At 64.1% G+C, this 17,254-nt stretch carries 15 protein-coding genes; 14 read left to right on the top strand and 1 reads right to left on the bottom strand.

Translation table 11 applies throughout. The features are described from left to right. Positions 1 to 3 precede the first annotated feature (3 nt). From F758_RS0120375 to trmB, 10 genes are all read left to right on the top strand, one after another. Entirely contained in the window at positions 4 to 459 is a 456-nt protein-coding gene (locus tag F758_RS0120375; protein WP_024509608.1) for a Fur family transcriptional regulator, read from the top strand. After that, a complete protein-coding gene (locus F758_RS0120370) occupies positions 460 to 1,158 on the top strand; it encodes an HAD family hydrolase (RefSeq protein WP_024509607.1) in 699 nt (232 codons plus the stop codon). It begins immediately after the preceding gene. 104 nt (positions 1,159 to 1,262) lie between these two features. After that, positions 1,263 to 2,660, top strand: coding sequence for a tRNA (N6-isopentenyl adenosine(37)-C2)-methylthiotransferase MiaB (miaB, locus tag F758_RS0120365; protein WP_024509606.1), 1,398 nt, complete (start codon positions 1,263 to 1,265; stop codon positions 2,658 to 2,660). Positions 2,661 to 2,725: 65 nt separating this feature from the next. Next, positions 2,726 to 3,721 carry a PhoH family protein gene (locus F758_RS0120360; RefSeq protein ID WP_024509605.1) on the top strand — a complete coding sequence of 332 codons (996 nt, stop codon included), beginning with the start codon at positions 2,726 to 2,728 and terminating at the stop codon, positions 3,719 to 3,721. A gap of 62 nt (positions 3,722 to 3,783) precedes the next feature. Further along, positions 3,784 to 4,293: an rRNA maturation RNase YbeY gene (gene ybeY, locus F758_RS0120355; RefSeq protein WP_024509604.1), complete on the top strand. Its 510-nt coding sequence runs from the start codon at positions 3,784 to 3,786 to the stop codon at positions 4,291 to 4,293. A 1-nt stretch (position 4,294) separates the two neighbouring features. Beyond that, positions 4,295 to 5,413 carry a hemolysin family protein gene (locus tag F758_RS0120350; RefSeq protein WP_024509603.1) on the top strand — a complete coding sequence of 373 codons (1,119 nt, stop codon included), beginning with the start codon at positions 4,295 to 4,297 and terminating at the stop codon, positions 5,411 to 5,413. Then, the gene (gene lnt, locus F758_RS0120345) at positions 5,410 to 7,026 is read left to right on the top strand and encodes an apolipoprotein N-acyltransferase (protein WP_024509602.1); all 1,617 of its coding nucleotides are present in this window, start codon (positions 5,410 to 5,412) and stop codon (positions 7,024 to 7,026) included. Before F758_RS0120350 ends, lnt begins: the two co-directional genes overlap by 4 nt. A gap of 250 nt (positions 7,027 to 7,276) precedes the next feature. Continuing rightward, complete coding sequence (locus F758_RS0120340) at positions 7,277 to 7,693, top strand: helix-turn-helix domain-containing protein (RefSeq protein WP_024509601.1); 417 nt, start codon at positions 7,277 to 7,279, stop codon at positions 7,691 to 7,693. A 154-nt stretch (positions 7,694 to 7,847) separates the two neighbouring features. Beyond that, positions 7,848 to 8,978 carry a M20 family metallopeptidase gene (locus F758_RS0120335; RefSeq protein ID WP_024509600.1) on the top strand — a complete coding sequence of 377 codons (1,131 nt, stop codon included), beginning with the start codon at positions 7,848 to 7,850 and terminating at the stop codon, positions 8,976 to 8,978. Beyond that, positions 8,975 to 9,697 (top strand): tRNA (guanosine(46)-N7)-methyltransferase TrmB, encoded by a 723-nt coding sequence (gene trmB / locus F758_RS0120330; RefSeq protein ID WP_024509599.1) that lies wholly within the window; start codon positions 8,975 to 8,977, stop codon positions 9,695 to 9,697. The genes F758_RS0120335 and trmB overlap by 4 nt, the downstream gene beginning before the upstream one ends. A gap of 100 nt (positions 9,698 to 9,797) precedes the next feature. On the opposite strand, the gene F758_RS0120325 is transcribed toward trmB, so the two are convergent. Beyond that, positions 9,798 to 10,883: a DUF2336 domain-containing protein gene (locus F758_RS0120325; protein WP_024509598.1), complete on the bottom strand. Its 1,086-nt coding sequence runs from the start codon at positions 10,881 to 10,883 to the stop codon at positions 9,798 to 9,800. Between the two features lie 395 nt (positions 10,884 to 11,278). On the opposite strand from F758_RS0120325, the gene rimP reads away from it, so the two are divergent. The 4 genes from rimP (at position 11,279) to infB (ending at position 17,155) form a co-directional block, all read left to right on the top strand. Continuing rightward, positions 11,279 to 12,028, top strand: a complete 750-nt coding sequence (rimP, locus tag F758_RS0120320) for a ribosome maturation factor RimP (RefSeq protein ID WP_024509597.1) — start codon at positions 11,279 to 11,281, stop codon at positions 12,026 to 12,028. A gap of 3 nt (positions 12,029 to 12,031) precedes the next feature. Then, on the top strand, positions 12,032 to 13,642 hold the full coding sequence (gene nusA / locus F758_RS0120315; protein ID WP_024509596.1) for a transcription termination factor NusA: 1,611 nt from the start codon (positions 12,032 to 12,034) through the stop codon (positions 13,640 to 13,642). Between the two features lie 23 nt (positions 13,643 to 13,665). Then, positions 13,666 to 14,364, top strand: coding sequence for an RNA-binding protein (locus F758_RS0120310; RefSeq protein WP_024509595.1), 699 nt, complete (start codon positions 13,666 to 13,668; stop codon positions 14,362 to 14,364). Between the two features lie 73 nt (positions 14,365 to 14,437). Then, positions 14,438 to 17,155: a translation initiation factor IF-2 gene (gene infB / locus F758_RS0120305; RefSeq protein ID WP_024509594.1), complete on the top strand. Its 2,718-nt coding sequence runs from the start codon at positions 14,438 to 14,440 to the stop codon at positions 17,153 to 17,155. Positions 17,156 to 17,254 lie beyond the last annotated feature (99 nt).

Here is a 17,254-nt window from a genome sequence, read left to right as displayed (position 1 = left end):
TCTATGACTGCATTGAAACCTTCGTCAGCACCAAAAACGTCGGGCATCGAAGCGCGTTGCGCCGCCACCGGCATGCGGATGACCGAGCAGCGCCGCGTGATCGCCCGCGTGCTGGCGGAAGCCGAGGATCATCCCGACGTCGAGGAACTCTATCATCGTTGCGTCGCGGTAGACGACAAGATCTCGATTTCGACGGTCTACCGCACGGTGAAGCTGTTCGAGGATGCCGGCATCATCGAGCGGCACGATTTCCGCGAAGGCCGCGCCCGCTACGAGCAGATGCGCGATAGCCATCATGATCACCTGATCAACCTGCGCGACGGCAAGGTGATCGAATTTACCTCCGAGGAAATCGAGAAGCTGCAAGCCGAAATCGCCCGCAAGCTGGGCTACAAGCTGGTCGATCACCGCTTGGAGCTGTATTGCGTCCCGCTGGACGAGGATAAGACCTCAACCTAAGTGGCGATCGATCTCATCATCTTCGATTGCGACGGCGTGCTGGTCGATAGCGAGGTCATCTCCTGCCGCGCGCACGCCGACGTGTTGACGCGGTATGGTTACCCGATCACGGAAGAAGAGGTGTTGCGCCGCTTTCTTGGTGTCTCCGATCGCGAGGCACGCCTGATCGTCGAAACCGAACTCGGCCGACCGCTTCCAGACGACGTCGAGCAGCAGGTCAAAAATGCGACGCTGCAGTTCTATGCCGGAGACCTCAAGGCGATTGCCCATGTCGCCGAAGCGATTTCCGCGATCGCGCTGCCGAAATGCGTGGCCTCCAGCGGCACTCCCGAGAAGATCCACCACGGCCTGACCTGCGCCGGGCTTTACGGCCTGTTCGCGCCGCATATCTTCTCGGCCACTCAGGTCAGACGTGGGAAACCGGCACCCGACTTGTTCCTGTTCGCGGCCAGCCGAATGAACGTATCGCCGGAACGATGTCTGGTCATCGAGGACAGTGTTCCCGGAGTAACCGGAGCCCGCGCGGCCGGAATGGCCGTCCTTGGCTTTCACGGCGGCAGCCATTGTGGCGCCGACCACGCGGAAATCCTGGAGAAGGCCGGGGCGCTGGCGATCTTTGACGACATGCGGCATTTGCCCGCCCTGATTGCTCAAATTGAGCAAAATTCAGCCCCCGTCGCTGGATTTTCGCCGGTTTAGCCTATATCTGAACCATGCGCGTGGCGGATCATCGGGGGTACCGTCTTTCCGAAAAGATCATGTTTTCGACCGACGCGCGCAGTGCCGACACTTAAACAGGGTTCATGAGTCCGAAGCGCAAACTCCACATCAAGTCCTATGGCTGTCAGATGAACGTCTACGATGCCCAGCGCATGGTGGATACGCTGGCATCCGAGGGCTATGTCGAGACCGACAACGCCGATAATGCGGATCTCGTGATCCTCAACACCTGTCACATCCGGGAAAAGGCTTCCGAGAAGGTTTACTCCGAACTGGGACGGTTGCGCGTCGCCAAGCAGGAAGCGGCTCGCGAGGGTCGCGAGATGCGCATCGCGGTTGCCGGCTGCGTCGCGCAAGCCGAAGGCGACGAGATCATCCGTCGCGCGCCGGCCGTCGATATCGTGGTCGGGCCGCAGAGCTATCATCACTTGCCGCAACTGATCGAGCGCGCGAGCAGCGAAGGCCGCGCGATCGAGACCGAGTTTCCGGCCGAGGACAAATTTTCCTTTTTGCCGCAGCCTGCGCCCAGCGCGATCCGCGCGCGCGGAATTTCCGCCTTCGTGACCGTGCAGGAGGGCTGCGACAAGTTCTGTACCTTCTGCGTCGTGCCCTATACCCGCGGTGCGGAAGTATCGCGTCCGGTCGAGAAGATTGTCGACGACGTCAAGCGGCTCGCCGACAACGGGGTGCGCGAGATCACACTGATCGGCCAGAACGTCAACGCCTATCACGGCGAGGGACCGGACGGGACGAGTTGGAGCCTCGGCAAGTTGCTGTTGCGGCTTGCCGACGTTCCCGACATCGCACGGCTGCGCTATTCGACCAGCCACCCCCGCGACGTCGACGATAGCCTGATCGAGGCCCATCGTGACGTGCCGGCACTGATGCCGTTCGTGCATCTGCCGGTGCAGTCGGGTTCCGACCGGATTTTGGCCGCGATGAATCGTAAACATACCGTGCGGGATTATTGCGAAACTATCGAACGTTTTCGGCGGGCTCGCCAAGACGTTGCTTTCTCATCGGATTTCATCGTCGGCTTCCCCGGCGAGAAGGCGCAAGATTTTTCCGCCACCCTCGCGCTTGTCACGCAAATCGGATACGCTGCCGCCTATTCGTTCAAATATTCGCCGCGGCCCGGCACGCCGGCGGCGGAGATGCAGGAGACGGTGTCGACGGCTGAGATGGACGAGCGTTTGGCGCGGCTTCAGGACCTGATCAACAGCCAGCAATCGGCCTTCAACGCGGCGGCGATCGGCACCACTATGGACGTGCTCTTCGAGAGCCCCGCGCGCAATCCCGGGCAGATCGTCGGACGCAGCCCTTATCTGCAGCCGGTCCATGTCATGGCACCGCATGACATCATCGGCCAGGTGCTGCCGGTTCGGATCGAAAAGCTTGAGCGCTTCAGCCTGTTTGGCACGCTTGCCAGCCCTCTATCGGACGTTCGGCCCGCGCCTTCTCAAATGACCATTGGAGCCTGAAACCCTTGCCAAAAAGCGCATCGGATTCGTCTTCGCTCGCTCCCAGCCGCAAATTTGACCGCGACATGCAGATCCCGCCCGAGACGCAGGTCGTCATCGACTTCGACGACAACCGCGCCGTCTCCGCGCTGGTCGGCCCCTACGGCCAGAACCTGGCGCAGATCGAACGCCGGCTCGGCATCGTCGTCGATTCCCGGGGCAACCACATCACCATCGCAGGCTCCCGCGACGGCTGCGACGCCGGCCGCCGCGTGCTCGAGGCGCTGTACGCCCAGGCCGTGCAAGGCCACGATCTCGATCAGGGCGAGGTCGAAGGCGCGATCCGCGCCGTGATCGCGCAAGGCTCGCTGTTCGAATATGACGCCAAGGCAGCCAAGAGCGCGTTCGAGATCATCAACTTGCGCAAGCGCCCGGTGCGGGCGCGCACCGCCGCGCAGGACTCCTACATCCGTGCGCTCAAGCGCCATGAATTGGTGTTCGGGATCGGTCCTGCCGGCACCGGTAAGACCTGGCTTGCGGTGGCCCATGCCGCGCAATTGTTCGAGCGCAAGGAAGTGGACCGCATCATCCTGTCCCGGCCCGCGGTCGAAGCCGGCGAGCGGCTCGGCTTCCTGCCGGGCGATCTGCGCGAAAAGGTCGATCCCTACCTGCGCCCGATCTATGACGCGTTGTACGATGTGATGGATGCGCGGATCGTCGAACGCGCGTTGCAGACCGGCGAGATCGAGATCGCGCCGCTTGCCTTCATGCGTGGCCGCACGCTGACCAACGCCGCGATCATTCTGGACGAGGCACAGAACACCACGTCCATGCAGATGAAAATGTTCCTGACCCGGCTCGGCGAGAACAGCCGCATGATCGTCACCGGTGATCCCTCGCAGGTCGACCTGCCGAATGGGCAGATGTCGGGTCTCGCCGAGGCCACGAGGCTGCTCAATGGCGTTGATGGGATCGCACAGGTGAGGTTCACGGCGGACGATGTGATCCGCCACGAATTGGTAGCGCGGATCGTCGCGGCCTATGAAGCGTCGCCCGAAAAGCAGGCGGCCAATCAGCTGTGAAGGATCGCGCCGCGCCCGAAGGCGATCTTCGGCCGAAGAGATATTCCGCTCAACCCACTGACATGCCGAACCCAGTCCACCCCATCACCGAAGTCGTTATCGCCGCCGAAGGCTGGCAGAACGAGCCGGATGCCGAGAGTATCGTCCAGCGCGCGATCGAGGCAGCCGCCTCCGCGTCCAACGCCGATGTCGGCAACGCCGAGCTCGCGGTGATGCTGACCGATGATGCCGGTATTCGCACGCTCAACAAGGATTTCCGCGGTATCGACAAGCCGACCAACGTGCTGTCGTTTCCGGCGCCCGATATCGGCGGCGCGGACGGCGACAATGATGCGCCGCACAGCCTCGGCGACATCGCGATCGCGTATGAGACGGTACGGCGCGAAGCCGACGAAGAGGGCAAACCGTTCGCTGATCACTTGAGCCACCTTGCAGTGCATGGGTTTCTGCATCTGATCGGCTACGATCACGAGGCGGACGACGACGCCGAGGAAATGGAAGCCCTGGAGACCGAGGTTCTGGCGCAACTCGGGATTCCCGACCCCTATGCGGAACGGGAACGGATGGACTGAGATGCCGGACTCCGAACCGATCCACGACAATCCGCGCAACACGCGCAACCTGCCGGCCGTCGTTCCTGAGAACGAACTCGGCCGCCCCGCCACGGAAAACTGGTTCATCCGCGCCATCCGCACCCTGTTCGGCTGGAAACCGGGATCGGTGCGCGACGATCTGCAGGTGGTGCTCGAGGCCGCGGCGCCCGACGATGCCGGCTTCACCGCCGTCGAGCGCACCATGCTGCGCAATATCCTGTCCCTGCACGAGCGGCGCATCGCCGACGTCATGGTGCACCGCGCCGACATCATCGCGGTCAAGCGCGACATCCAGCTCGGCGAATTGATGGACCGGTTCGAAAGCGCGGGTCATTCGCGCCTGGTCGTCTACAACGAAACACTCGACGATCCCGAGGGCATGGTCCACATCCGCGATCTTCTCGCCTTCATGACCGCGAAGGCGCGCGTGCGCGACCCGGCCAAGACCCGGCGGAAAAAGCCCTTCCCCGCCGGCCTTGATCTGCGTTCGGTCGATCTCGCGATGCCGCTGGCGGACGCCAACATCATCCGCAAGCTGTTATACGTGCCGCCCTCGATGCGCGCGATCGACCTGCTCGCGCAGATGCAGGCCTCGCGCATCCATCTCGCGCTCGTGGTCGACGAATATGGCGGAACCGACGGGCTGGTCTCGATCGAGGACATCGTCGAGCAGATCGTCGGCGAGATCGACGACGAGCACGACAGCGACGAGCCGCCCTCGATCGTGCGGCAGCCGGACAATTCTTTCATCGCCGACGCACGCGCAAGTCTCGAGGATGTCCGCTCGGTGATCGGGGAAGAGTTTGTGCCCGGCGAAGCCGGTGAAGAGGTGCAAACGTTGGGAGGCTATCTCGTGAGCCATGTCGGCCGCCTGCCGGTGCGCGGCGAGGTCATCTCCGGTCCCGGCAATTTCGAGGTCGAGGTGCTCGATGCCGATCCGCGCCGCGTGAAGCGGCTGCGCATCACCACGCGCAAAGAGCGCCCCGCCTCGCGAACGCAGCGCGAAAGCCGCCGCCGCGAGGCCGCGCCCGACGCCGGTTCGCCCCAGGCCAACGACAACTCCCCGCCAGCTCCCGGCGACGGAGCCGGCCCCCAGTGAGTGTTTCCGAGAAACTGCGCGCCGCGGCGCTGTCGATCATTCTCTCCTGGGGCTGGAAGCGCGCGCTTATCGCCTTTGCCGCAGGGGCGCTATCGGTTCTTGCCATGGCGCCGTTCAACGCCTGGCCGGTGCTGTTTGTGACCTTTCCCGTGGCTGTCTGGCTGATCGACGGGGCCGCCGCCGGCCGGGCGCAAGGGCTGCCAGCAGCGGCGCTGGCGGGCTTTTGGTTCGGTCTGGGTTATTTCGTGCCGGGCCTCTACTGGATCGGCGATGCCTTCCTGGTGGACGCCTCGACCTTTGCCTGGCTGATGCCGTTCGCAGTGCTGGGCCTGCCCGCTTATCTCGCGCTCTTTTCGGCGTTCGGCTTTGCCCTCGCACGCCTGGTGTGGAGCAAGGATGGCTCGCGGGTGGTGGCGCTTGCCGGCAGTCTCACGATCGCGGAATGGCTGCGCGGCCACCTGCTCACCGGCTTCCCCTGGAATGCGTTCGGCTATGCGCTGACCGAGCCGCTGGCGCTCGCGCAAACGGCTTCGCTGATCGGCATCTGGGGCATGACTTTCCTGGCCGTGTTGATCTTTGCCGCGCCCGCCGTGCTGATCGACCGCACGGCCCGCGCGCGCGCCTCATGGACCGCGCCGATCGCGGCTCTGGTGCTCTTGATCGCGATGGGCGCGTTCGGCGCCGTCCGCCTAGCGATGCACCCGACCAGGATGGTTGCGAACGTCAAGCTCAGGCTCATGCAGCCCAACCTGCAGCAGGACGAGAAATTCAATTATTCCGCCAAGGCGGCGGTGATGAAGAAATACCTGGCGCTGTCCGATCGCGCCACTGGACCGAACGCCACGGGCGTACGCGATGCGACCATTTTGATCTGGCCCGAATCCGCCTTTCCGTTCTTCCTGACACGCGAGGCGGACGCGATGGCGCAGATCGCCGATCTCTTGTCGAGCGGCCCGAAGACGGTGCTCATCACCGGGGCCGTGCGCGCGCCCGACGACCTGCCGCCGGGCATGCGCGTCACGCGAGCTTACAATTCGATCTACGTGATCGATCATGACGGCAGCGTGCTCTCCATCTATGACAAGTTGCATCTTGTACCATTCGGTGAGTACCTGCCGTTCCAGGACTGGATGGAACGGCTCGGTTTCGAGCAACTCACCCGGGTTCAGGGCGGGTTCATTCCGGGCACGGTGCGCCACACCCTGAAGATCCCGAATGCCCCGCCGGCCCTTCCTTTGATCTGTTATGAAGCGATCTTTCCCTCCGCCATCGGAACCCCCGACGGGCGTCCCGGCTGGATGGTCAATCTGACCAATGATGGCTGGTTCGGCATCACGACCGGTCCCCACCAGCATTTGCAGCAGGCGCGGCTGCGCGCCATCGAGCAGGGCCTGCCGCTGGTGCGCGCGGCCAATACTGGAATTTCCGCTGTGGTCGATCCGGTGGGACGTGTGGTTGCACAGCTTCCCCTCGGCCGCGAGGGCGTCCTGGATTCCGGCCTGCCGGCGGCGATCGCACCGACCGTCTACACGCGCGTGGGCGATAGTCCTGCGGCGATTTTTGTCGCCGTCGCCCTAATCTTCGTCATTCGCCGCCGGCTCTCGCGCGGCTGACGCTTGCATCCTGTTGCTGATTGTTGCTGGAGTTCTGCGCTATCAAGAATTTTTGCAACCGGCGTGCTCCACCAGTTGACAGATCGGCATGGCTCTTCGCATTTTCTGGCGCACGAAAAGTCAGGTCACTGTCAGGTTCTCCGCATCACCCCCCGATCTCCCCTGCAAGGTTTGACGGTGCTGGCGCCTGTGGCCCATTTGTTTTCGCTTGCCTCGCCGGTTCAGGCCTGATCGCAAAGGAGCATCGGAGATGTCGACCAAAGCACCGAACCCTGTTGACAAATATGTCGGCAGTCGGGTGCGGATGCGCCGTATCATGCTGGGCATGAGCCAGGAAAAGCTTGGCGAAGCCCTAGGGCTCACGTTCCAGCAGATACAGAAATACGAGAAAGGCACCAACCGGGTGGGCGCGAGCCGCATCCAGCAGATTGCGGAAGTGCTGCAGGTCCCTGTCTCGTTCCTGTTCGAAGGCGGGCCAAGCAGCAAAGGCGGCACTGAGGCCTTCGGCGACGGAGCTTCGCCGACTTATGTGTCCGATTTCCTCGCCACCTCCGAAGGGCTGGCTCTGACCCGCGCCTTCACGCGTATCACCGACTCGAAACTCCGGCGCAGCATTGTCGATCTGGTCGAACAGATCGCCGCGCAAGAGGCAGCCGAGAAGGGCTAGAGAGCATGATCTGCCCCGCAGCGCCGCGGTAGCTGACGAACGGGAACGCATTTGCGCGGAGATCATGCTCGAGCAAAACGTCAGCTTTAGGTTTGAGCCAGCGTGAAATCTGGCCTATGTCGTGGAGGCTTGATCCTCCTCACAGGGCCGCATGATGCTCGAAATATCCAATCCCTTCGACGCCTTGACCATCCTTGACGGCATCCGACGCTGGGTGGAAATCGAGACGCCGACCGACGCGCCCGCAGAGGTCAACCGGCTGGCGATGCTGGTGGCGGAAGGCTATCGCGACCTGCCCGCACAGGTCGAACGCATTCCGGGGCAGAACGGCTGTGGCGATCATCTGGTGGCGCGATCGTCCTGGGGGCAGGACGCGCCAGGCATTCTGGTGCTGAGCCATCTCGACACCGTTCATCCCATCGGCTTCATCAAGCGCCTCCCGTTTCGAATAGAGGGGGACAGCGCGTTCGGGCCCGGCATCTACGACATGAAAGGCGGCGCCTATCTCGCCTATCATGCCTTCCGGCAGCTTTGCTTGAGCGGTGAACATTCCGGCCTCGGTATTACCCAACTCTTCGTCTCCGACGAGGAAATCGGCAGCCCGACTTCACGGCGGCTGATCGAGACCGAGGGAGAAAGAGCCAAATACGTGCTGGTGACGGAGCCTGCGCGCGACGGCGGCAAGATCGTCACAGCTCGCAAGGGCGTCGGACGCTTCGAAATCTTCATCAAGGGCGTGCCCGCGCATGCCGGCGCGCGCCCGGAGGACGGCCGCAGCGCCATCCGTGAACTAGCCAATGTCATTGCGATGCTGGAGTCGATGAACGATCTGCAGCGCGGCATCACCGTCAATGTCGGTGTCGTACGCGGCGGCACACGCCCGAACGTGGTGGCGGAAGACGCCTATGCCGAGGTCGATCTGCGCGTGCCAACCATGGCCGGCGCCGACGATCTCGTGGCGAAGATCCTCAATCTGAAATCACGCAGCGAAGGCGTCAGCGTCACAGTCACCGGCGACTTGAACCGGCCGCCTTATGAGAAAAGCAATGCGGGCGCGGCGTTGTTCGAGCATGCCAAGCAGCTCGCTGCCGAAATCGGCTTCGAGCTTGTCGACACCGTCACTGGCGGAGGCTCCGACGGCAATTTCACGGCCGCGCATACCGCGACGCTTGACGGGCTCGGCGTTGACGGCAAGGGCGCGCACACCCATTACGAACAGCTTTACATCTCCTCGATCGAACCGCGGGCGCGGCTGTTGCACCGCCTGTTCCAGACGCTGCGATGAGCGCGGCGGAACGCGATTTCCCGCAGCGGGAAGGCGCGCGGCAGTCGGGCTCGTTTTTCGGCCGCCGCAAAGGACACAAGCTCCGCGCCCATCAGACCGAGCTGATCGAACATCTCTTGCCTCACCTTGCGATCGACATCGCAGAGGCGGCGCCTGGCGATGTCGCCAGCTTGTTTGATCCGCGGACCGATCAGGTCCGGCTCGAGATCGGCTTCGGCGGCGGTGAGCATCTGGTCGCCGAGGCCCAAGAATTTCCGAGCTTCGGATTCATCGGCTGCGAGCCTTACGTCAACGGCATGGCCAAGATCCTGGCCCAGATCGAAGCCACCAACGTCCGCAATATCCGTTTGTTCGCCGGCGATGCGGCCGAGCTCTTGGCTTGGCTGCCGTCGCGCTCGCTGTCGCGCATCGACCTCATTCATCCCGATCCCTGGCCGAAGCGGCGACACTGGAAGCGGCGTTTCGTCCAGGATGCAACGGTGGCAGCGATGGCACGTGTCCTAAAGACGGGCGGCGAATTTCGTTTCGTCAGCGACATCGACGATTACGCCGCCTGGACGCTGTCACATCTGTTGCGTTCGCCCGACTTCGAATGGTTGGCCGAGCGCGCAGATGACTGGCGCTTGCCATGGGCAGGATTCACCATGACACGTTACGGCCGCAAGGCCGAACGCGAGGGACGCAAGGCGACTTACTTGCGGTTTCGAAGGAAGGACTAGGAGTCAACACCGTCGTTCCGGAGCGCCTCGAAGAGGCGAACCCGGAACCTCGAGATTCCGGGTTTGATGCTGTCGCATCGCCCCGGAATGACGGCCCACCTCACACCGCCTGCTGCATCTTCCAGAAACTCACGACACGGTCCGCGGTCGACGGCATCAGGCGCGCGAAATTGACCCGCGCGGCCTCGATATCCGCCGGCGCCGGGATTCGATTCGGGCCGAGCCGCAGCAGAATCAGCGCGCGCACCGTCGCCCATTGCAATCCGACAGTTTTGCCGATGATCAGGATCGGGTCGTGGCGGTCGCCCGAGATCAGCCGGTCCAGGGTCGGGATGCTCACGCCCGACATTGCGGCGAGCGCAGCGACCGACTCTTCGTAAGCGTATTGCTTGGCAAAGCCGAGCAGTGCCGCTTCATTGAGCTGGCCGGCCTCGTGCAGCGCCAGGATGGTGCGATGGGCCGGGACGAAATCGCGTGTGGCCTTCTCGAGCTGCTCCGGGCGGCCGAGGATCTCGCTCAGCACCTGCCTGATCGCAATCTGCCTGTCGGGCTTGACGACGTCGAACAGGCGACGGCGGATCACGTCCAGCGACCCCGCCAGCAACTCCTTCAGGCGCTGCTCCGGCAGATCGTCGCGCTGGCCGACCGTCAACGTCAGCACGGCATCGCGCGCGGCCCGCTTGGTCAGCTCGAGAAAGCCGTTCTCGGAAAACACCGCGCCGGCATTGCCCGCGGTACGGCGCACCACCTCGCGATCGCCCCGACGCACCATGACGTCGGTCAGGTCGGCCGAGAGCGTATGGCGCTCCGCCATGGCCAACAAATGGCCCTGGCCTTTCAACCGTGCGACTTCGAGCAGGATCTCCTCGTCGAGCACGGGCGAGCGGCGCAACACCGGTCCCGCCACCAGGATTTCGTTCTCCCGCGCAAACTGGCCGACAAGGCTGCGCGGCGCATTGCCCAGCAGCGAGAAGCGCTCGGAGAGCTCGGCGCGCATGATCGTTTCCACATAGGGAACGAGGTCGATCAGGATGTCGTCGAATAGGTCGACGTGGCTCGGACGCAGCCGGGCGGCGTCCCGAAAGAACAGCTCGGCGATCCGGCGCGCAACCTCGGCGCGCCGCTCAGGATTGCCATGCCTGACGATGTCATCGAGTCCCGGAATCAGCGACGCAGCGGCTAACATCAAACCTGCTCGGAACGCATCCGGATCCCACGCAACGCAAGCTACCTCCGTCCCGTTGCGCGGGGCGGGCTTTGCCGACAACTTAGGTTTCGTTGGTGAAGGAAGGGTTAGGCCGGAAGCATCCCGTCAGCACTGCAAATTCGGCGCCACGCCCGCCCGCCGACCCTTGTCGAACGCCCGAAATATCGCTATATCAGGTTCAACTTAGAGTACTCACATACGGACAGCGTATTGAGGGTGGGCTCCCCCGGGAACCCGCTCTTTTTTATTACCTGAAGCCGCCCGGCGCCGATACGGATGTCGGCCGAGCTTCGAGGTAAGCGCTGCCGGTCCGGACTTCGGGCAAGCGCAAAGTCCGGCCAACCAATGCAAGCTAACTCGTTTTGACGCTGGATATGATCGATCTGACCGCCGCTCGAGAGGATGCCGACCTCCTGGCCGAACCGCGCCTGGTCGTCGAATCCGGCGTGGCGGCACGAGTCGCGGCGATTGCCGGCCCGGTGCTGCAGGGCATGGGCTATCGACTGGTGCGCATCAGGGTCACTGGTGAGGCCGGCTGCACGGTCCAGATCATGGCGGAACGGCCCGACGGTTCGATGCAGATCGAGGATTGCGAGGCGGTGTCGCGGGCGCTGTCGCCGGTGCTCGACGTCGCCGACCCCATCGATCGCGCCTACCGGTTGGAGATTTCCTCGCCGGGAATCGATAGGCCGCTGGTACGCCGCTCCGATTTCGAACGCTTCCGTACCCATCTCGTGAAAATCGAGATGGCAGTTGCGCACGAGGGCCGCAAGCGGTTCCGCGGCACAATCGACGCCGTCCAAGGCGATTGCGTGCGGCTGCATCGGGATGACACGCCAGCCGGCGAAGATGCCGATGTGCTCCTGAGAATGGAAGACATCGCCGACGCCCGGCTGGTGCTCACCGATGAGCTGATCGCCGAATCGATGCGGCGCGGCAAGGCGGCCGAACGCGAGCTGAAACGTAATCTCGGGCTCGAGCCTCCGATGCCCGCATACGCCAAGAAACAGGCCGATAAGACCGCGCCGAAACGGAAGAAGCCGGCGCCAAAGGCCACCAAGCAACACCGCCTCGCGGCCGAGAGGGCGCGCAGAGGCGAGACCGATCCTGAGAGAGGAGATTGAACCATGGCAGTCAGTGCCAACCGACTTGAACTGCTGCAGATCGCCGACGCGGTGGCGCGCGAGAAGTCGATCGACCGCGGCATCGTGATTTCCGCGATGGAAGATGCCATCGCCAAGGCCGCCCGCGCCCGCTACGGCAGCGAGACCGACGTGCACGCCGAGATCGATCCGAAGAAGGGCGAGCTCCGCCTGTCGCGTCATATGCTGGTGGTCGATAAGGTCGAGAACTCGGCCAACCAGATTTCGCTGGAAGACGCCCGCCGCGCCAATCCGGGCGCGCAGATCGGCGACACCATCGCCGACACGCTCCCGCCGCTCGAATATGGCCGCATCGCCGCGCAATCGGCCAAGCAGGTCATCGTGCAGAAGGTGCGTGAGGCCGAGCGCGACCGCCAGTACCAGGAATTCAAGGACCGCATCGGCGACATCGTCAACGGCATCGTCAAGCGCGTCGAATATGGCAGCGTGATCGTCGATCTCGGCCGCGGTGAAGGCATCATCCGGCGCGATGAAATGCTGCCGCGCGAGGTGTTCCGCAACGGCGACCGCGTCCGCGCCTATATTTTCGACGTGCGGCGCGAGACCCGCGGTCCGCAGATCTTCCTGTCGCGCACCCATCCGCAGTTCATGGCAAAGCTGTTCGCGCAGGAAGTGCCAGAGATCTACGACGGCATCGTCGAGATCAAGGCGGTGGCCCGCGACCCCGGCTCGCGCGCCAAGATCGGCGTGATCTCGCGCGATTCCTCGGTCGATCCCGTCGGCGCCTGCGTCGGTATGCGCGGTTCGCGCGTGCAGGCCGTGGTCAACGAGCTGCAGGGCGAGAAGATCGACATCATCCCCTGGTCGCCCGACATCGCGACTTTCGTGGTCAATGCCCTGGCGCCCGCCGAGGTCGCCAAGGTCGTTATCGACGAGGACCGCGAGCGGATCGAGGTCGTGGTTCCCGATACGAACAACCAGTTGTCGCTCGCGATCGGCCGGCGCGGCCAGAACGTGCGGCTCGCCTCTCAGCTCACCGGCTGGGACATCGACATTCTGACCGAGCAGGAGGAATCGGAGCGCCGCCAGGCCGATTTCGAGAACTCCACGCGCGTATTCATGGAGTCGCTCAATGTCGATGAAGTGGTCGGCCAGCTCCTGGCTTCGGAAGGCTTCACTTCGGTCGAGGAACTGGCGCTGGTCGATGTCAAGGAACTCGCCGGCATCGAGGGCTTCGACGAGGAGACCGCAACCGAGCTGCAAAACCGCGCCAAGGAATATCTCGAGCAGCAGGAAGCCGAGCTCGAAACCAAGCGCAAGGAACTGGGGGTCGAGGACGCGCTCAAGAGCGTGCCCGGTGTGACCTCGAAAATGCTGGTGAAGTTCGGCGAGAACGACATCAAGACGGTCGAGGATCTGGCCGGCTGCGCTACCGACGATCTGGTCGGCTGGATCGAGCGCAAGGACGGCGGCGAACAGGCCAAGCATGCCGGTGCGCTCGACGGCATCGAAATTTCTCGCGACGATGCGGAACAGCTCATCATGCAGGCCCGCGTCAAAGCGGGGTGGATTACCGAGGCCGATCTCGCCAAGCAGAACGCGGCACCCGAAGCCGCCGACGCTGCGACGGCGTAAGGCTTCAACGAGATGGCCCGCGCATGCTCGCATCAACCGACCCGGAGCTCGACTTTGGACCGCGGACTGAGAAGTCCGCGACCATGCGCATGTGCGCGGTCAGCCGCGAGGCGCGCCCCATCGACGAGCTGATCCGCTTTGTCGTCGCGCCCACCGGCGAGGTGGTCGCGGACGTGAAACGCAAGCTTCCCGGCCGCGGCCTGTGGGTCAGCGCGTCGCGCCGGGCGGTTGCGGAAGCGGTTCGCCGTCACCAATTTAGGCGGGGGTTCAAGCGGGACGTTCGCGTCTCGCCGGCGCTTGCCGACGAAACCGACGCCCTACTTGTCCGCAGTGCCATCGAGGCGCTTGCGATCGCTGCCAAGGCTGGCCAGGTCGTCTGCGGTTTCGCCAAGGTCGAAAGCGCGCTGAGGGACCGCCGCATCAGGAACACGATCCAGGCGCTGATCCATGCCATGGACGGCGCGCCCGACGGAATCCGCAAGCTGGACGCGCTTCTGAGGCAAAATGCCGGGAATAATACCGAGCCGGAAGGGTTTCCGATCATCACCGCCTTAACTTCGGCAGAATTGGATTTGGCACTCACCCGGTCAAATGTGATACATGCTGCCGTGCTCGCGGGCCCGGCGAGCAAGACATTCCTGTCGCGCAGCCAGACCTTGGTCCGATACCGGATGGCCGACGCGGACAAGACTGCCGGAACCGGGACCAAGAATTCGGACTAGCATTCGAAATAGCGACGACTTGCGGTAAGGACGGTGCGTCATTCGCACCAGGTAACGAGATTAGGACGACTGAATGGCCGATAAGAATACGCCTGGCGACAAGAAACTGAGTATGCCCAGCAAGACCTTGACGCTGAAGCCGCGCGTCGAGACGGGCACCGTGCGCCAGAGCTTCCCCCATGGCCGGAGCAAGCAGGTCGTGGTCGAAAAGCGCGGTAAGCGCCGTATTGGCGGCGACGCGCAGGTCGAGGCCACGCACACGCCCGAGCCGGCCGCTCCGAAGGCGCCGCCGCCGAGGGCTCCGATGCCGGGTGGCCGTGCCGGCGCGGGCCCGCAGCAGCCGCGCAATGCGTCCGGGGTCGTGCTTCGCACGTTGACCGAAGACGAGCATGCCGCGCGGGCTCATGCGCTCGCCGACGCAAAGCTTCGCGAGATCGAAGAGCGCCGCCAGGCCGAAGAGGAAGCCAAGCGGCGCGCCGCGCGCGAGGCCGCCGAGAAGGCCGAGCGCGAGGCCGCCGAGGCCCGCCGCAAGGCCGAGGAAGAACGTCACCGTCAGGAAGAGGAAGCCAAGCGCAAGGCGGAAACCGAAGCCAAGAAGCGTTTTGGCGAGGCAGAGGCTCCCCGCGCGCCGGCCCCTGCTGCCGCTGCCCCGCAGCCCGCCGCCGCCCGCACCGCGGCAGGCGCGACCGCACCTGCCCGCACGCCCGCGGGAGCCCCCGCCGCCCGGACGCCCGCAGCGTCACCTGCCGCCCGCGGACCTGCTCCTGTCCGTGCGGCCCCTGCCGTCGCCGCCGAGGCCGACGAGGACGAGGGACCGCGCCAAGTCCGTCGGGGCCCCGGGGGCGCCATGCGCCCGGTGGCGGCACCCAAAACAACGCACAAGCCTTCGCCGCAGAAGCAGCGCGGGCGCTTGACCGTCGTTACTGCTCTCGATGCGGACGACGTGCGCGAGCGCTCGATCGCCTCGTTCCGCCGTCGCACCCAGCGCCTGAAGGGGCACGCGTCGAACGAGCCGAAGGAGAAGCTGATTCGTGAGGTGACGATTCCGGAGGCCATCACCATCCAGGAACTCGCCAACCGCATGTCGGAGCGCGCAGTCGATGTCATCCGCCTATTGATGAAGCAAGGTGCGATGCACAAGATCACCGACGTGATCGACGCCGACACCGCGCAGCTAATTGCGGAGGAGATGGGCCATACCGTGAAGCGCGTGGCCGCCTCCGACGTCGAGGAAGGCCTGTTCGACGTCGTCGACGATTCGACCGACACCGAACCGCGTTCGCCGGTGGTGACCGTGATGGGTCACGTCGACCACGGCAAGACCTCACTGCTCGATGCGCTGCGCCAGACCAACGTGGTCTCGGGCGAAGCCGGCGGCATCACCCAGCATATCGGCGCCTATCAGGTGACGACACCCGAAACCGGCAAGAAGATCACCTTCATCGATACGCCCGGCCACGCCGCGTTCACCGCGATGCGCGCCCGCGGCGCCAAGGTGACCGATATCGTGGTGCTGGTGGTCGCCGCCGACGACGGCGTGATGCCGCAGACGGTGGAAGCGATCAACCACGCCAAGGCGGCGAGGGTTCCGATCATTGTCGCCATCAACAAGATCGACAAGCCGGAGGCCAGGCCCGACCGCGTGCGGACCGAACTGCTGCAGCACGAGGTGCAGGTGGAATCGCTCGGCGGCGACGTCGTCGATGTCGAGGTGTCCGCCAAGAACAAGACCAATCTCGACCGGCTGCTCGAAATGATCGTGCTGCAGGCTGAAATCCTTGACCTGAAGACCAACTCGCATCGCCCGGCCGAAGGCACCGTGATCGAGGCGAAGCTCGACCGCGGCCGCGGTCCTGTCGCAACCGTGCTGGTTCAACGCGGCACGCTGCACGTCGGCGACATCATCGTGGCTGGCGCCGAGATGGGCCGTGTTCGCGCGCTGATCTCCGATCAGGGCGAGGCCGTGCAGGAAGCAGGTCCGTCGGTGCCGGTCGAAGTGCTCGGCTTCAACGGTCCGCCGGAAGCCGGCGATCGCCTGGCCGTGGTCGAGAATGAAGCCCGCGCCCGCCAGATCACGAGCTACCGCGCGCACCAGAAGCGCGAGAACGCGGCGGCTTCGATTTCCGGCATGCGCGGCTCGCTCGAGCAGATGATGTCGCAGCTCAAGACGTCGGGCCGCAAGGAATTCCCGCTCGTCGTCAAGGCCGACGTGCAGGGTTCGCTCGAAGCCATCCTCGGTTCGCTGGAGAAGCTCGGCACCGACGAAGTCGCCGCGCGCATCCTGCATGCGGGCGTCGGCGGCATCTCCGAATCCGACGTGACGCTGGCCGAAGGCTTCAATGCCGCGATCATCGGCTTCAACGTGCGCGCCAACAAGGAAGCGGCGGCATCCGCGAAGCGGAACGGCATCGAAATCCGCTACTACAACATCATCTACGACCTTGTGGATGACGTGAAAAAGGCCATGAGCGGCCTGCTTGCGCCCACATTGCGCGAAACCATGCTCGGCAATGCGCAGATCCTGGAGATCTTCAACATCTCCAAGGTCGGCAAGGTGGCGGGCTGCCGGGTCACCGACGGTACCGTGGAGCGCGGCGCCAACGTCCGGCTGATCCGCGACAACGTCGTGGTGCACGAAGGCAAGCTGTCGACGCTGAAGCGCTTCAAGGATGAAGTGAAGGAAGTGCAGGCCGGCCAGGAATGCGGAATGGCGTTCGAGAGCTATCACGACATGCGCGTCGGCGACGTGATCGAATGTTATCGCGTGGAGACCATCCAGCGCTCGCTGTAAGTCCAAGCCTTACGAAGCGCTTAAGGTCTCGTTCGTCATTGCCAGGCTTGACCCGGCAATCCATCCGCCGCAGGCGGACCCTTGAAATGATTTGATGGA

It is taken from the genome of Bradyrhizobium sp. ARR65, assembly GCF_000472385.1.
Lineage (GTDB): Bacteria > Pseudomonadota > Alphaproteobacteria > Rhizobiales > Xanthobacteraceae > Bradyrhizobium.
This window is presented reverse-complemented; position numbering and strand designations above follow the sequence as displayed.

Excerpts from the sequence above, each read along its gene's own strand:
- F758_RS0120375 (WP_024509608.1), top strand. The coding sequence starts at position 4 with ATGACTGCATTGAAACCTTCGTCAGCACCAAAAACGTCGGGCATCGAA.
- miaB (WP_024509606.1), top strand. The coding sequence starts at position 1,263 with ATGAGTCCGAAGCGCAAACTCCACATCAAGTCCTATGGCTGTCAGATG.
- F758_RS0120360 (WP_024509605.1), top strand. The coding sequence starts at position 2,726 with ATGCAGATCCCGCCCGAGACGCAGGTCGTCATCGACTTCGACGACAAC.
- ybeY (WP_024509604.1), top strand. The coding sequence starts at position 3,784 with ATGCCGAACCCAGTCCACCCCATCACCGAAGTCGTTATCGCCGCCGAA.
- F758_RS0120350 (WP_024509603.1), top strand. The coding sequence starts at position 4,295 with ATGCCGGACTCCGAACCGATCCACGACAATCCGCGCAACACGCGCAAC.
- F758_RS0120340 (WP_024509601.1), top strand. The coding sequence starts at position 7,277 with ATGTCGACCAAAGCACCGAACCCTGTTGACAAATATGTCGGCAGTCGG.
- F758_RS0120335 (WP_024509600.1), top strand. The coding sequence starts at position 7,848 with ATGCTCGAAATATCCAATCCCTTCGACGCCTTGACCATCCTTGACGGC.
- trmB (WP_024509599.1), top strand. The coding sequence starts at position 8,975 with ATGAGCGCGGCGGAACGCGATTTCCCGCAGCGGGAAGGCGCGCGGCAG.
- F758_RS0120325 (WP_024509598.1), bottom strand. The coding sequence starts at position 10,883 with ATGTTAGCCGCTGCGTCGCTGATTCCGGGACTCGATGACATCGTCAGG.
- rimP (WP_024509597.1), top strand. The coding sequence starts at position 11,279 with ATGATCGATCTGACCGCCGCTCGAGAGGATGCCGACCTCCTGGCCGAA.
- nusA (WP_024509596.1), top strand. The coding sequence starts at position 12,032 with ATGGCAGTCAGTGCCAACCGACTTGAACTGCTGCAGATCGCCGACGCG.
- F758_RS0120310 (WP_024509595.1), top strand. The coding sequence starts at position 13,666 with ATGCTCGCATCAACCGACCCGGAGCTCGACTTTGGACCGCGGACTGAG.
- infB (WP_024509594.1), top strand. The coding sequence starts at position 14,438 with ATGGCCGATAAGAATACGCCTGGCGACAAGAAACTGAGTATGCCCAGC.